This window comes from Paenibacillus sp. ATY16, from assembly GCF_003399985.2.
Classification (GTDB): Bacteria; Bacillota; Bacilli; order Paenibacillales; family Paenibacillaceae; genus Pristimantibacillus; species Pristimantibacillus glycanilyticus.
The window spans coordinates 512,014-527,587 of the sequence record NZ_NMOK02000052.1; the positions used below are offsets into that span (position 1 = coordinate 512,014).

The following is a 15,574-nucleotide window of genomic DNA, read 5'->3' on the forward strand; positions in this document are numbered from 1 at the left end:
ATGCCGCAAACGAAAAACCGATACATGCCTGGTCTGGATGGTCTGCGTGCCATTGCCGTATTCGCGGTAATCGCTTATCATTTCGGCTGGCCTGCCGCTTCAGGGGGATTGCTTGGCGTTGGAGTTTTTTTCGTCTTATCCGGCTACCTCATTACCGATTTGCTTCTTGAAGAAAGAAGATGCACCGGAAGGTTCAACCTTGGCCGATTCTGGATCAGACGAGCCTTAAGGCTGCTTCCGGCCATGCTGTTCATGCTTCTTGCCGTAACCGTCTATCTGGCGCTTACCGACCCCGGGCGATTATCCGGTATTCACAGGGAGTTGTTATCTGCCCTGACCTATACAAGCAACTGGTATCTGATTTATCGGCAAGTTTCATATTTCGATAGCTTTAGTCCGTTATCACCTATAGGCCATCTATGGTCACTGGCGGTGGAGGAGCAGTTTTACCTGCTATGGCCTCTATTCATATGGGGGATGATCCGTTTCATTCCTTTCCCGACGCGAGGCAAGCTGTTGGCAGCAACATTGACTGTTGCGGCTGCTTCACTTATAGCCATGGCGTTCTTATACATTCCCGGGACTGATCCGAGTAGAGTCTACTACGGTACCGATACGCGTGCATTTGGGCTATTGATTGGTGCAGCATTCGCGATTTTTATTCCTAGCCGCAGCCTTGTCGAGCCCCTACGAAAGGGAAGCGTTTTGCTGGATGTCATAGGGGCAATTGGACTTTGCGTCTCGATTTGGATGATAGCGAGCATAGACAAATATGACGATTCGCTGTACAGAGGCGGTATGCTTGTTTTATCCGTTGCTTCCGGATTAGTTATTGTCGCTTCAGCGAGCCCGTTCAGCAAAATAGGAAGGTTATTGGCATGGAAGCCGCTTCGCTGGATCGGGGTTCGTTCCTACGGCATTTATTTATGGCATTATCCGGTGCAGGTGCTGGCTGGCCCCAAGGAACCCGGCGCGGAGTCAAACCTGCCGTACCAGCTTGTTCAATTAGTCATAATCCTAATTATTTCTTCCTTATCTTACCGCTATCTCGAGAATCCGATTCGTAACGGCACATGGTTTAAAAACAAGAAGAAGGAGAGAAAGTCGATGAATTCTAAAAAAATGAAAAATGCTTATCGGACAATCACTTTGGGCATGGCAATTGTGATTATGCTTCTAAACACAGCATGCGAAGGTGCCGGAAAGAATAAACTGGCCCTTCCAAGCGAAACAACTGAAGAAACTTTTGCGAATACTCCTGATACGGCGACACCGACACAGGCACCAAGTCATTCATCAGCAACGCATGAGGGACAATCGGGAGGCGTAACGGTGATTGGTGATTCCGTAATCGTTGGCGTAAAACCAAATTTGGAAAAGCTTATTCCAAACATCGTGGTCGACGGCAAGGTAAGCCGGCAATTATCAGACGCAATTGATGTAGTAAATACATTAAAGGCTGATCATCAACTGGGAAGTACAATTGTCATCGAGCTGGGTACGAATGGACCGTTTCGTTCGAATAAGCTGGATGAGCTACTGGATGCAATCGGAGAGGACAAGCAAATCTATGTGGTGAACTCCCGCGTGCCGAGAGATTGGCAGGATACGGTGAACAAGACGCTGGCGGAAGCGGCCGATGAGCATTCCAATGTGAAATTGATTGATTGGCATTCATTCAGCAAAGGCAAGACGGAATGGTTTACGAAAGACGGCGTTCATTTGCAGCCGAAAGGAGCAGAAGCCTACGCGGGACTCATTGAGGAGGCGATTCGATAAAAGCACCGTTCCCTAATTATTGGATTATGTTGTATTCCGGATATTTCGTTTTTTTTAAGAATTGGCATTTACAATAAGTAATGCCCGGATTAACGGATAATCGGAAGAAGTGGGGATGCTGGTCATGGATAAAAGGATTCTGATCGTCGAAGACGATATGAACATTTCAAATATTATTAAGATGAATCTCGTTCTTGTTCATTATGAAACGGTACAGGTCTTTGACGGAATCGCGGCGCTAGAGGCGATTGAGGGAGGGGGAATAGATCTTGTTCTTTTGGATGTTATGATCCCAAAGCTGGATGGCTTTGCTCTAATGGAAAGAATCAGACCAAAGGGGATACCCGTTATCTTCTTGACTGCGAAAAATACCGTATTCGATAAAGTAAACGGCCTCAAGCTGGGAGCCGACGACTATATGGTCAAACCATTTGAGGGAATAGAACTGCTTGCCCGGATTGAAACCGTGCTGCGCCGATACGGCAAGGAAGATGCGGAGATTATCATTGATGACGTCCGTGTGTATCCGAATAAAAGAATAGCGACTTTAAAGGATGAGCCGGTGGAGCTGACACCCAAGGAATTTGACCTGCTTCTCGTTCTGATTAAGAACAAAAATCTCGCTCTTTCCAGGGAGCAGTTTCTTGATAAAGTATGGGGCATTGACTACTACGGCGATACAAGAACGGTAGACATGCATATCAAGTCGCTGCGCAAAAAGCTTGGATTGCAAGACCGAATCAAAACCGTCTTCAAAATCGGTTACCGGCTGGAGGATTAGCCATGAGGTTTTGGCTAAAGATTTTCACGTATTCGATTCTGGTATTTTTCCTTATCTTCAATGTCACCTCCGTTATCGTCATTGAACGAAATCACGGGAAGATACTCACTCGCGAAATCAATAATGCGTTAAGCCAGAATATGAATATTCATTCAAGCGTAGACGCCATATTGCCGGTCGTCCTTATTTACGATTCCGAGCAGTACGAGGAAAACGTGCTTGCGAATATTGCTAAAGCATTCGTTGGAAAGGTTGGTGACGAAGGCGTCTATATGACGATTAAGGATGATAAAGGAAAAAGCGTCTATAACAACATTGACTTTGAAATGCCCATGAATCGGGCAGAAACAGAAAAGCTGAATACAGATGAAATCAGGTATATTTTGCGGGATGTCGGAAACCGAACCATCCTGTTTACGTCCAACCTTACGGAAATAAATCGGAAAATATATACATTTACGTATATGGAAGATATCACATCCGTTTACCGGGAGCGTATGGATCAGTATCAATTTTACCTAAAGGTCGATATTGTCGCTTGTTCCGCTTACATGATGATCATGTTTATCGTCAGCAGAAGGCTGACCACTCCTATACACCGTCTAATTCGCACGGCTCAGTTTATCGCAGCCGGAGCTTTTTCCGAGCGCGCGGAATCAGGATCGAAGGATGAAATCGGCGTATTAGCCAACAATTTCAATACTATGGCATCGGTAATAGAGGATAAAATCAAAGATTTGGAGAGACTCAACCGGGAAAAGCAATTGTTTATCGATAATTTTACACATGAGCTAAGAACGCCATTAACATCGATTATCGGTTATGCGGACTACCTTCGAACGGCAAAAACAGATGCTGCCCAGCTGCTGGATGGATTAAATGTGATCTTAGCCGAGGGAAAGCGGCTTGAATCCCTTTCCTTTAAGCTGATGAATTTAATCATGCTCGAAGGAACCGAGTATCCGATGGAGGATACGGATATATGCTCGATCCTTGCGGAGATAAAACCCGCAATGGAAATGAAAGCAAGGGAAAAACGAATAGCGATAAAGACTTGCTGTGAGTCAGCCCGTCTGCCGCTGGAGAAAGATTTGATGAAGATTCTAATCTTTAATCTCGTTGACAATGCGATCAAAGCTTCGTCGGAATGCCAAAGCATCGTGATCCGTACATTCCGTCAGGGCGCAAATTGTATCCTGGAAATCGAAGATGAAGGGATAGGGATTGAAAGCGAGCATCTGGATCGCATATTCGAACCGTTCTATATGACGGATAAAGCCCGAACCAGGAGAAACAACGGCGCCGGCCTGGGGCTTTCGCTTTGCCAGAGCATAGCGACGCTGCACAATGCCGCAATAAGCGTGAGAAGTGTACCGGAACAGGGAACCACGTTTAGTATCACGTTCAGCCGGAGAGGAGCAGCACTATGAACAAGTTAGCCTGTTTTTTCTTAGCGTTTGCACTGCTGCTTCTGATGACCGGCTGTGGATCCCTTATGAATCCCGTCCCCAAGAATGTCGTAATGGTTAAGAGAATCGAGGAAAACAATAAAAATAATGAAATTGCTATGCCGAGGGGAGTCCTTGCCGTGGAATCCACAAAGTCACTTGGGCTGAATGCGCTTGAAAAGTATTTCGGAGTGCGGCTTTCGGCCGATCAGGCTCAATTCGAAGTGAAGGTGGTGGATATAAACGCGCTTAAGGGGCTCGTTGAGCAGAATATACAATCGGATGAAAGAAAAGATGCAGAAGCGATGCTTAAAGAGGTACCCGAGGGTTTGTTTTATTTGACCATTACCTCGACAAGCAACCAAAGATACGAGCTTGTATTGAATGCGGGAACCGGTGGAGTATTAAAAATCTCGAATCCAAATCAGGCGAATGGATTGTCCGACCTGAAAACGATCGAGCTTGATTCAAGTACGATAGATAAGTTCCTTCAAGAGAAGCAGGGGTTAAAATCGGAGGAGCTCGAGCAGGTAGAAAAAATGGTTTTCGAAAATAGGGAAGTTACCTATGCATACAGGAATCTGAAAGACGATCGCGTGAGATATGTAATCGAGGAGGATTTAAAGGAGAACAGGATAACGGGATTTAGTAAGGATATCATGGCGCTGCTTACCTGGACAGCGAAATTGAAAAACGGTTATCCAAAATAGAAAATAAAAAAGGGCCGTACCCAAGTCATAATGACCAGGTACGGCCCGTCTTCTCTTAGCCTTCGAGCAACAGGGTTTCCGGATCTTCAAGCATTTCTTTTACTTTTACAAGGAAGCGTACGGCTTCCGAGCCGTCAACGATACGGTGATCGTAAGTGAGGGCGATGTACATCATCGGACGGTTCTCCGAACGTTCTGCGTCGATTGCTACCGGACGAAGCTGGATTTTGTGCATTCCCAGGATGCCGACTTGCGGAGCGTTCAGGATTGGCGTCGACAAGAGCGATCCGAATGTACCGCCGTTCGTGATCGTGAATGTACCGCCTTGCAGTTCATCCAGCGACAGCGAGTTGTCGCGCGCTTTTTTAGCCAGGGATACGATCGATTTCTCGATCTCTGCGAAGCTCAGGCGGTCCGCGTCACGCACGACCGGAACAACCAGACCTTCTTTAGCCGATACCGCGATACCGATATCGTAGTATTGTTTAGCGATGATATCGCCGTTGTTGATTTCAGCATTCAGGTTAGGGAACTCTTTCAGAGCGCCAACAACCGCTTTCGTGAAGAAGGACATAAAGCCGAGACCAACTTCGTGTTTGTCCAGGAACGATTGCTTACGGCGTTTGCGAACGTCCATGATCGCTGTCATATCCACTTCGTTGAACGTAGTCAGCATAGCTGCCGTATGCTGCGCTTCAACGAGGCGGTTAGCGATTGTCGCGCGGCGGCGGGACATTTTCGTACGAGTGTAAGGCTTGTTCGACGTAAATTCCGGTTGAGCCGCTTTTGCAGCTGGAGCCGGTGCTGCTGCAGGTGCAGGAGCCGCAGGGCGAAGCTCAACGCGTCCAAGCGTCGATTGCGCTTCGCTGATGTCGATGCCTTTTTCTCTTGCAAGCTTGCGGGCTGCAGGAGAAGCATTCAGGTGGCTGTCAGCCGCAGGTGCCGGAGCAACGGCTACCGCTGTAGCAGGAGCAGCAGCTGGAGCTGGAGCTGCAGGAGCCGGAGCGGCTGCCGGTGCAGGCGCTGCTTCAGCTGCCGGAGCAGCCGGTGCCGGAGCGGCAGCGCCGCTGCCAGCTCCGATTGTGCCGATGACTTCACCGATTTCAACGGTGTCGCCTTCGTTTTTCACGATTTCTTGCAGAACGCCGTCTTGCTCAGCGCTGATTTCGATGTTTACTTTGTCTGTTTCAAGCTCAAGAAGCACGTCGCCTTGTTTAACGGCGTCTCCTACTTTAACGACCCATTTGGAGATTGTGCCCTCCGTAATTGATTCACCCATTGCCGGTACTATAATTTGTTGCACGTGAGCTTACCTCCCTGTGTTATATGTCAACGTCGGACTGTATTTTAAAGTTTGCAATAAAATGTGCTGCTGCTCGAAGCTGTGTACTTGCTGGAAGCCGCTTGCCGTACTCGAGCGCTCGGGACGGCCGATGTAGCTTACGCTTGCAGCGGCTGGCGCGATTTTGCGCAGACGAGGCTCCATGTAGAACCACGAACCCATGTTTTGCGGCTCTTCTTGCACCCAGACGATTTCCTTCAGATTCGGCAGGCGTTCGATAATCGCCGCGATTTCTTTCTCAGGGAACGGATACAGCTGCTCAACGCGTACGACATGCAGCCAATCCAGCTCTTGATCGCCGTTTTTCTCGATCGCTTCTTCAATATCAATGGCCATTTTGCCAGTCGCAAGAACGAGACGTTCTACGCGGTCCGGCTTCGCGCCAAGACCTTTTTGCTCGATAACGGACTTGAACGAACCGTTGCTCAGCTCGGAAATTTCCGCGGCTACGCGAGGGTTGCGGATCAAGCTCTTCGGTGCCATGATGATCAGCGGACGAGCGGCATCGCTTTCCGTGATCGAAGCTTGGCGGCGAAGCAGATGGAAGTAGTTCGCCGCGCTGGACAGGTTCACAACCGTCCAGTTCTCTTCGGCGGACAACTGCAGGAAGCGTTCCAGACGAGCGCTGGAGTGCTCCGGTCCTTGACCTTCGTAACCGTGCGGAAGCATCATGATCAGGCTCGATTTTTGCTGCCATTTTGCACGGCCGGCGGAAATGAACTGATCGATCAGTACTTGCGCAACGTTAGTGAAGTCACCGTACTGCGCTTCCCAGATGACCATAGTCTCCGGAGCGTGTACGTTGTACCCGTATTCGAAGCCAAGCACGGCTGCTTCGGAAAGCGGACTGTTATGAATCGCAAACGATGCTTTCGCTTCAGGCAGGTGATGGAGAGGGCAGAACGTGTCGCCAGTCTCGGCATCATGCAGCACCAGGTTACGGTGTGCGAACGTTGCGCGTTCTACGTCCTGGCCGCTGATGCGGATCGGCTTGCCTTCCGCCAGAATCGATGCGAACGCAAGCGTCTCGGCATGGCCCCAATCCATTTTCTCGCCGTCGTTCACAGCCGTTGCGCGGCGTTCCAAGATGCGTTGCAGCTTCGGATAAACCTTGAAGTTCTCCGGCCATTTCAGCAGGTTGGCGTTGATCTCGCGAAGGGTTTCAACCGAGATAGGAGCTACCGCTTCGCCGGTTGCCAGATCGTTAGGCAGGCCTTGCGTTTGATGAACCGGCTCTTGGCCCTCGCGGCTCTTCATTTCCTCGTAAGCTGCTTTCAGACGGCCGATAACTTCTTGCTTCAGGCCTTCTGCTTCTTGCTCGGTAATCGCGCCTTCCGCAACCAGTTTGTCCGTAAAGATACGGCTTACCGTCGGATGAGCTTTTACTTTTTTGTAAATCGTAGGTTGCGTTGTTTCCGGATCGTCCGTTTCGTTGTGACCGTATTTACGGTAGCCGATCAGGTCGATCAGGAAATCCTTTTTGAACTTCGTACGGTATTCGCTTGCCATGCGGGCCGCCGCGATTACCGCATCAGGGTCATCGGCATTGACGTGTACGATAGGAATTTCGTAGCCTTTCGCAACGTCGCTTGCGTAATGCGTCGAACGGGAATCGTGGCTCTCCGTAGTGAAGCCGATTTTGTTGTTGACGATAATATGAAGCGTACCGCCATGCGCGTAGCCGTTAAGCTGCGACAGGTTCATGGTCTCCGCCACGATGCCTTCGCCCGGGAAAGCGGCGTCGCCGTGCATAATGATCGCAGCGGCAAGATCCGCGTTCTGCTTCGGATAGCCTGGAGCCGTGCGGTCATCCTGCGCCGCGCGGGTGAAGCCGTCGACAACCGGGTTCACGTACTCCAGGTGGCTCGGGTTGTTAGCCAGCGTAATGCGGGTCTTAACCGTTTCGCCCGTACCGATCGAACGGTTCGCGCCAAGGTGATATTTCACGTCGCCGGTCCAGCCGTAGTTGATGCCGATGGAGCCTTCGGACGGACTCATTTTCTTGTTCGTTGCATTATGGAATTCGGAGAAAATCTTGCTGTAAGGCTTGCCGAGCACATGCGCCAGAATATTCAGGCGGCCCCGGTGAGCCATGCCCATCAGAATATGTTTAACGCCGTCATTGGACAGCTCATGGACCATCTCGTCAATGAGAGCTACGAGAACGTCGTTGCCTTCAACCGAGAAGCGTTTCTGGCCAACGAATGTGCGTTGCAGGAAATCCTCGAATTGTTCGGCTTCGAACAGCTTCGTCAGAACCTTCTTGCGTTCTTCCGTATTCAGCTTGGTTCCCGGATTTTCTTTCTCTACGCGTTGCTTCAGCCATGCGCGTTCTTCTTCGTTATGAACGTGGCTGAACTCGTAAGCGATTGTTCCGGTGTAAGCTTTGCGAAGCTTCTCGATCGCGTCCCAGCCGTTTTTAACGTCAGCGGGAGCTTTCGTCCAGACAAGCTCTGCCGGGAGGGCAGCGAGATCGGCTTGCGTTAGACCGTATGTTTCAAGTTCCAGCATGTTGGTGCTTACCTTAGGACTGATACCGAGCGGGTCGATATCCGCAGCTAAATGGCCGAAAGCGCGTATGTTCCATACAAGCTTACCAGCCGCTACTAGGTTTTGAAGGACTTTGGCATCGATTGCCGCGCCGCCGGAAGCTTGCGCGGTTACGATTGGTGCTGCCGTTTGGCCTGCGTATTGAGGCGGTTCGCCATATTGCTCGAACAGCTCGCGATACTCGGCTACGACGGATTCAGGGTCTTGTTTAAACAGTTCGTATTGTTCTTGGACGTAACCAAGGTTGGGCCCATAATAGGAAGCCCAAGGATCTTGCTTGTGTAAATTGCCAGATGACATCGACAGATACCTCCGTCTAGGATTTTGAAGTTCAAAGGGACGGAAATTAGAACTTACTTATGCATCCATTATATTATAAACAGGCCTTAAAACTTAAATAACGAATATGTATCATTATTATCTTGAATATAGATTGATTCGGCTTGGCGGGCGGCATTTTTCCTTCTTATTATGCTCATATTGGCAATATCCAACACGTGAGCGCCGCAGAAAGCTGCTGTTTTCTTATAAAAGGCATTCATTTTCGAGAACGATCCTTCTTCTTGCGTTGCAAGGCGAATAGAAATTTACCCCGCAAGCCGCCAAAAATATCCCTTTTTCGCGCTGTTCAAGCCCTATAATGGAAGGGGATGGACATATTGATCAGCGGGAGTGAGGAATCGTGAACGTATCAATTGGAGGCTATTCGTTTAACAACACGTACCTGGAAGGGAAAATGGATGTATTCGGCTATTTGGAAACGGTCAAATACCGTTACAAGCTGGATGTCGCCGATCTGTGGAACGGCTTCTTTATAGACCGCAGCACGGGGCCGATCTATCAGCTTGCAGAGGAAAGCTATATCCGCAAAATCCGCGAGGCTTTGGACGAAAAGGAAATGTCGGTGGTCAACTTCGCCGTCGACGGCGCTCATCTGTGGGATCCGGATCCTGGGGTGCGACAACGGCTTTATGATAACGCGATTGTGCATTTGCGCGCATCGGTCATTCTCGGCGCGAAGACCGTCCGGATAGATACCGGCGGCAGCTATCATGACGTGGAGACGATGACGGAGGAGCAATTCGATTATACGGTCCGGACATACAGGGAGTTTGCGCAATTTGCGTCGGATAACGGTTTCCTGATCGGCCCCGAGAACCATATGGGCGCATCGCTGCTGCCGCGCGAAATGAAACGGATCGCCGAAGCGGTCGACCACCCGGCCTTTGGCTTCCTGGTCCATCTCGGACGGTGGAAAGCCGACCCTAAAGAAGGCGACAGGCTGGTTGCGCCGTGGGCCTACCATACCCATTTCGATGAAAAAACCGCCGTATCCGGCGATGCTTTGAATACGATCTCAACATTGAAGGATGCGGGTTACAAGGGATATTGGGGAATTGAATACAACGCGGCGAAGCGGCAGTATCTGGAGACGGAGAGGCTGCTCGGCATGGTGAAGAAGCTGCTTGCGGACGAAGCTGACTTAAGGAGTGAAGGGTAATGGAAACGGTTAAAATCGGGATTATCGGCGTTGGCCAGATCGGCAAGCAGCATATCGAGAAGTACCGACAGATCGCCGGCGCCCAGATTATCGCGGTATGCGACGTAAACGAGGCGGAGGCCAGAAGGGTAGCCGAGCAATACGGGATCCCGCATGTATACTCGGATTATCGCGAGCTGATTGGGCGCGAGGATATCGTTGCGGTTGATGTCTGCCTGCACAATAACTTCCATGCTCCCGTCACGATTGCCGCGCTCGAGGCCGGCAAGCATGTGTATTGCGAGAAGCCGATCGCCGGTACTTACGAGGACGGCAGAAGAATGCTGGAGGCGGCGGAGGAAACGGGCAAGCTGCTGCATGTTCAGCTGTTTACGCTGTACGGCAAGGATACGAAAGCAGCCAAAACGCTGATTGACGGCGGCAAGCTTGGCAGGCTGTACCATGCGCGGTCCACCGGCTTCCGCCGCAGAAACCGTCCGTATGTAGACGGGTACGGGACGCCCTTTTTCACCCGCAAAGAAACGGCTGCCGGAGGCGCTCTGCTCGATATGGGCGTATACCATGTGGCACAGCTGCTCTATTTGCTTGGCAATCCGGAAGTAGAACGAATCTCGGGCAAGGTGTATCAGGAGATGGCGATGCTGGAGGAACGCAAGAATAGCAGCGGGTTTAACGTAGAGGAGCTGGCCGCCGGCTTTATCCGGTTCAAGGGCGGTTTAACGCTTGACCTGATCGAAGCTTGGTCGGTTCATATGGGAAGCTTTGAGGGAAGCAGCATTCTTGGTTCGGAAGGAGGCGTCAGATTGCCTAACGGACTGCCGGGCGAAGCCTCCCAGCCATTCAGCTACCATAGCACGGTTTGCGATATCGATATGGATAGCACGATTGACCTGGACATGATGGATTTGCGCTGGCACCGGCTTCGCGGGAATGAAGACGCTTACGACTCCTCGCAGCATCACTGGATTGCGGCACTGCAAGGAAGGGTTCCGCTGCTGCCGACAGCCGATATTGCGCTGCGTACGATGCTGATCAGCGAAGGGATTTATTTATCGGAGGAGCTCGGCCGCGAAGTGACGGCGGAGGAAGTCATCGCCCGGTCAAGCTCAACGGCTATTCCCGTCTAGGCTGCAAAGAAAGCGGTGATGGACAACATGAGTGAGATAGAAGGAAAAATAGAAAGAAGAAGCTTTCACTTTATTAAGGCGTTCAATTTTTTCAGTTACGGAACGATAGCGGTCTACAGCACGTTTTTTGCCCTTTACTTGCAGTCGATCGGAATTAATCCGCTGAAGATCGGGGCTCTTATGGCAGGCGGCCCTATCGTGTCGCTTATTGCCAACCCGTTATGGGGTTATTTGAGCGACCGGACTCGCAATATCCGGCTGATCCTTATACTGATGCTGGTCGGCAATCTTGTCGCGATGCAGCTCGTTTTTTTAAGCGATTCCTACGCGTTTATATTTGGCTGCATGCTGCTCTTTTTCTTTTTCCAGATGCCGTTGTTCTCGCAGAGCAACAGCCTGATCCTGAACAGCATCGAAGGGACGCGCCACAAGTTCGGGGCATTCCGGTTATGGGGATCCTGCGGATGGGCGATACTTGCTCTGGTTACGGGGCCGATACTCGGGCAGATTGGCATCAGCCGGCTATGGCTGGTGTATACGATTATGATGCTGATCGCGATCGGATTCGCTTTTACTCTGCCAAGAGGATCCTCGCCAAAGACGGCTCAGGGCGTAAATTACCGGCAGATGCTCGGCAACAGGGTGTTTCTCGTGTTTCTCGTAATCGGGCTTCTGATCTCGATTCCGAACTCGATGAACACAACGTTTATCGGATTGTACATGACGGAGCTTGGCGGGCATACGGATCTTGTGGGCTGGTCGGCCTTTTTGTCCTCCGTCTTCGAAATTCCGGTATTCCTGCTCTTTGACCGGTACTTGTCCAAGCATGCCCGGACGATGGTCAGCTGCCTGATTCTCGTCAGCCTGCTGTATGCGCTTCGCTGGTTCCTCATGGCGGGAGCGGGCAACGCGGAGCAGATTATTTTCATCCAGGCGCTGCATTGTCTGACGTTCGGAGCTTTCTACTATATCGGTACGCAGTTGACGGCACTTCTCGTACCCAGCGAGCTGCGGGCATCGGGGCAGGCGGTCTATGCGTTGACATGGGGCGGCTTGTCGGGAATCGCATCCGGATTTCTCGGCGGGTATCTGTTCCAGCAAGTCGGGCCAAAGTCCATCTATTGGACCGGAACGGGAATGGCGTTAATCGGACTGGTCGGGTTCACCTTGCTTTATTTGTATATGAGGATGACGGCCGCCAAAAAGAACAAGCGGGAAATCAGCTTTTAGCAACCTTTAGCGAGGCACCTTCGTCCATAACTTTGAACAGCTGTTCAATATCACAGCTTAGAGGATGAAGGAGGACATACGATTATGAAAAAACGCATCACTGCCGCGGCCATTTCCGCCGCTGTCTTGTTCGGAGCGTTATCCGGCCAGGCGCTTGCCGCCGATCATTCCAGCTTTACGGACATCGCCAATACTGGCACGCGCGCAAATTGAAGCTCTCCAGGAGCTTGGCATTGTGAAAGGGGTATCTTCCTCGGAGTTCCATCCGGAAGAGAACCTTACGGGAGCGCAAGGGATTGAGCTGATCGTCCGCACGATGCAGTTAAGCCTGGCCGCCATTGATTTCAATCAAGCTCCTACCGCGGACGGCTTTTTCACCAATGTGAAAAATGATGCCTGGTACGCGGAGAGCTTCGTCATCGCGCACTATAACGGACTGGATCTGCCGGCTGACATCGACCCGAATAAGCCGCTTACCAGAGAGCAGTTCGCTCATTATTTGGTTCAGGCCCTTGAGAAAACCGGCCAATACCCGCTGATCAAGATGTATATCAACATCCAGGATGAGAAGGATATAACGGTAGATTATCAAGGAACGATTCAGCGCGCGCTGCTGTACAAGATCGTTGCGCTTGACGCGGAAGGCAATTTCCACCCGCAGCAAGTCGTAAACCGCGCGGAAGCGGCTGCTATTCTTTTTGCGGCTCATGAATTTGTAGAGACGCATAAGGATAACGGCGAAGCCGGGGCTCCCGAAGAACCGGCGACTTCGGCGCCGGCAACAGCGTAGGAGTAAAAAAGGCAGAGGCTGTCCATCCGACAAAATGTCGGGCGGACAGCCTCTTTCTTTTATCGCGCCGCAGCGCGTCATTTCATAGTATAATAGGAGCATCATGTGTCCCATAACGACGGCATCTTTGCGCAAGTGTTATGGGCAGCTGGAGAGAGGAACACGAATGACGCAAATTAAAGATCTTCGCAATCAGGACGATTTTACCGGCTTCTATTTGCTTAAAGAGCTGGAAGTCAAACAGACCAATGCAACAACACCAAAGGATTATTTCGATATTGTACTAGCCGATAGTACGGGGCAGCTGGGGGCTAAGTTTTGGGATGTCTCCTCGCAGGACAAAGAAACCTTTTTCACGATGGGACTCGTTAAGGTTCAGGGGATTGTCCATTTGTACCGAGAGAAGCTTCAGATCAAGATTTCCCGCATGCGTCCAGCAGTAGATGCAGACGGCATTACGCTGACAGACTTTATCCGTTCGGCGCCGGTTGCTTCCAATGAACTTATCGATACGATCTATAAAGCGAAGGACAGTATTCAAGATACGGAGATTAAGGCGATTGTCGCTTATTGCGTGTCGAAGGTGGAGGAAAAGCTGACGCATTACCCGGCAGCCAAGACGCATCATCATGCGTATTTTGCCGGACTTGCTTACCATATGGCCAGAATGCTGGAGATCGGGGAATTTCTGTGCAAGCAGCGGCCGTTCCTGGACGCGGATCTGCTTAAAGCGGGTATTATTCTTCATGATATCGCCAAGCCCGAGGAGATGATCGCGCAGCTTGGCATCGTATCCGACTACAGCCTTTCGGGTAAGCTGATGGGACATATTTCGCTGGCGTCGACTTGGATTACGGAAGCGGCCATCCGCTGCAATATTAATTTGGATTCGGAAAAAGTGCTGGGATTGCAGCATATGGTGCTGTCTCATCATAATCTGGGAGAGTGGGGGAGTCCCGTTCAGCCGCAAACGGCGGAAGCCGTGGCGCTGCATCATATCGATGCGATGGACGCCAAGCTTCAAATGGTCGAGGATGCCCTCCAGACAACTCCGGAAAGCGAGCCATGGACGCCTGTTGTCCGCGGACTGGAGAATAAACCGATCTATCGGATGAAGCTGTAATTATAAAGGGTAATGGGGTGAAAGGCGGGTGCTCGAACACCCGGCACTACCGATGACCGATAACTTGCAAACGACTCAATATAAGCAATGCGTGCATTGCCTGGAGCAAAAGCCGGTGACGGATTTTCTCCGCCGTACGGGCAGACGTTCGGGACCGGCTTCACGGCGCGGTTCCTGCCGGAGCTGCCGGAAAACTAGAAGCCGGATTACCGCTCCGGTTACGGTGTCTGCCGCTAATCAAGAGGCGGCTGTTCAGCCGGCAGCGCCATTGGCTGCGATGCCCGAGGCGGTTGCGGCCACAGCCGTACCGGTAAGCCCAGCTGAGCATGCCGTTGGGCAGGCTGTTGCTTCAAAGCCAGCTGCGGCAGCTGCTCCTGCCGTGGCACCAAAACGGCCTAGACCGTCCAAAGCTCCGGCGCGGACTGCCGGAGCCGGCGGGAAATACCGTCCCCGTCCGCTGCCGGCGAATTATTTGCCGACGGATGCCAGTCTGCTGCGGACGACGCGCAAAGGAACGGTCTGGATGCGCGGCAAGACCGATAAAGGACGGCGATGGCACCAGGAGATTGAACTGGAGCTTGCGGTTACGCTCGTGAAGGAGCGGGCTGCCGTTATCGTGAACCGGACCACGATCCGCCGATTGTTCAGTAACAAGGATTTCCGGAGCTATATCCTGACAAGAGACAATTACACCTGCCATTTCTGCGGGCAATACGGCGATACCATCGACCATATGCTGCCGCGCGCAAAGGGCGGCCATACCACGCCGGATAATTGCGTATGCGCCTGCAATGAGTGTAATCAGTCCAAAGCGGATAAAGATATTGACGAATTTATGCGGGAGCTTTAAGTAGAGTGGGATGCGCGTAGCCTGCCGAGTCTGGGACTCGGGGCTACGCGCATCCCTTTTATTTTTGGCTTAAGGTCCCTTAGGGACCTTAAAGTTGCTGAAAAGCCACGCTACAGGGTGCTTAAGGTCCTTTAGGGGCCTTATGTGAGCAGGATGGCGCCCGAAACGGAAATAGGCTCTCTGGGAGGTACCAGCTGAAACAATGAAAACGAGTTGTAGCCAAAATAAGACCCTGTCAGGGTCTTATCTAATAAAAATAGAGCAGCGGCCAGCTACATAAGACCCTCGCAGGGTTTTATTCGTTTGCGAAACGGATGACGTAAAATAGTCTGTGTACCAAGAT

13 protein-coding genes are annotated in these 15,574 nt (G+C 51.1%); 11 read left to right on the forward strand and 2 right to left on the reverse strand.

Annotation, left to right across the window (positions count from 1 at the left end; genetic code table 11):
* The 4 genes from CFI03_RS28080 to CFI03_RS28095 all read left to right on the forward strand — a co-directional run bounded on the left by CFI03_RS28080 (position 1) and on the right by CFI03_RS28095 (position 4,718).
* On the forward strand, positions 1-1,779 hold the full coding sequence (locus CFI03_RS28080) for an acyltransferase family protein (protein ID WP_248762427.1): 1,779 nt from the start codon (positions 1-3) through the stop codon (positions 1,777-1,779).
* Between the two features lie 124 nt (positions 1,780-1,903).
* Entirely contained in the window at positions 1,904-2,560 is a 657-nt protein-coding gene (locus CFI03_RS28085; protein WP_248762429.1) for a response regulator transcription factor, read from the forward strand.
* 2 nt (positions 2,561-2,562) lie between these two features.
* Entirely contained in the window at positions 2,563-3,990 is a 1,428-nt protein-coding gene (locus CFI03_RS28090; RefSeq protein WP_248762431.1) for a sensor histidine kinase, read from the forward strand.
* Entirely contained in the window at positions 3,987-4,718 is a 732-nt protein-coding gene (locus CFI03_RS28095) for a hypothetical protein (protein ID WP_248762432.1), read from the forward strand. Before CFI03_RS28090 ends, CFI03_RS28095 begins: the two co-directional genes overlap by 4 nt.
* Positions 4,719-4,773: 55 nt before the next feature.
* Here the strand turns inward: CFI03_RS28095 and odhB are convergent, their stop codons facing one another.
* Together odhB and CFI03_RS28105 are read right to left on the reverse strand one after the other, a co-directional pair.
* Positions 4,774-6,021 carry a 2-oxoglutarate dehydrogenase complex dihydrolipoyllysine-residue succinyltransferase gene (gene odhB, locus CFI03_RS28100; RefSeq protein ID WP_248762433.1) on the reverse strand — a complete coding sequence of 416 codons (1,248 nt, stop codon included), beginning with the start codon at positions 6,019-6,021 and terminating at the stop codon, positions 4,774-4,776.
* Between the two features lie 6 nt (positions 6,022-6,027).
* Positions 6,028-8,910, reverse strand: a complete 2,883-nt coding sequence (locus CFI03_RS28105; protein ID WP_248762434.1) for a 2-oxoglutarate dehydrogenase E1 component — start codon at positions 8,908-8,910, stop codon at positions 6,028-6,030.
* 382 nt (positions 8,911-9,292) lie between these two features.
* Here CFI03_RS28105 and CFI03_RS28110 point away from each other — a divergent pair, with 382 nt between their 5' ends.
* The 7 genes from CFI03_RS28110 (at position 9,293) to CFI03_RS28135 (ending at position 15,231) form a co-directional block, all read left to right on the forward strand.
* Entirely contained in the window at positions 9,293-10,111 is an 819-nt protein-coding gene (locus tag CFI03_RS28110) for a sugar phosphate isomerase/epimerase family protein (RefSeq protein ID WP_248762435.1), read from the forward strand.
* Entirely contained in the window at positions 10,111-11,238 is a 1,128-nt protein-coding gene (locus tag CFI03_RS28115; protein ID WP_248762436.1) for a Gfo/Idh/MocA family protein, read from the forward strand. Before CFI03_RS28110 ends, CFI03_RS28115 begins: the two co-directional genes overlap by 1 nt.
* A 27-nt stretch (positions 11,239-11,265) precedes the next feature.
* A complete protein-coding gene (locus CFI03_RS28120) occupies positions 11,266-12,468 on the forward strand; it encodes an MFS transporter (protein ID WP_248762437.1) in 1,203 nt (400 codons plus the stop codon).
* Between the two features lie 84 nt (positions 12,469-12,552).
* A complete protein-coding gene (locus tag CFI03_RS31215) occupies positions 12,553-12,681 on the forward strand; it encodes a hypothetical protein (RefSeq protein WP_283094712.1) in 129 nt (42 codons plus the stop codon).
* Between the two features lie 22 nt (positions 12,682-12,703).
* Positions 12,704-13,258, forward strand: a complete 555-nt coding sequence (locus CFI03_RS28125) for an S-layer homology domain-containing protein (protein WP_248762438.1) — start codon at positions 12,704-12,706, stop codon at positions 13,256-13,258.
* 166 nt (positions 13,259-13,424) lie between these two features.
* Entirely contained in the window at positions 13,425-14,381 is a 957-nt protein-coding gene (locus CFI03_RS28130; RefSeq protein WP_248762439.1) for a 3'-5' exoribonuclease YhaM family protein, read from the forward strand.
* Between the two features lie 52 nt (positions 14,382-14,433).
* Positions 14,434-15,231 carry an HNH endonuclease gene (locus tag CFI03_RS28135; protein ID WP_283094736.1) on the forward strand — a complete coding sequence of 266 codons (798 nt, stop codon included), beginning with the start codon at positions 14,434-14,436 and terminating at the stop codon, positions 15,229-15,231.
* Positions 15,232-15,574 lie beyond the last annotated feature (343 nt).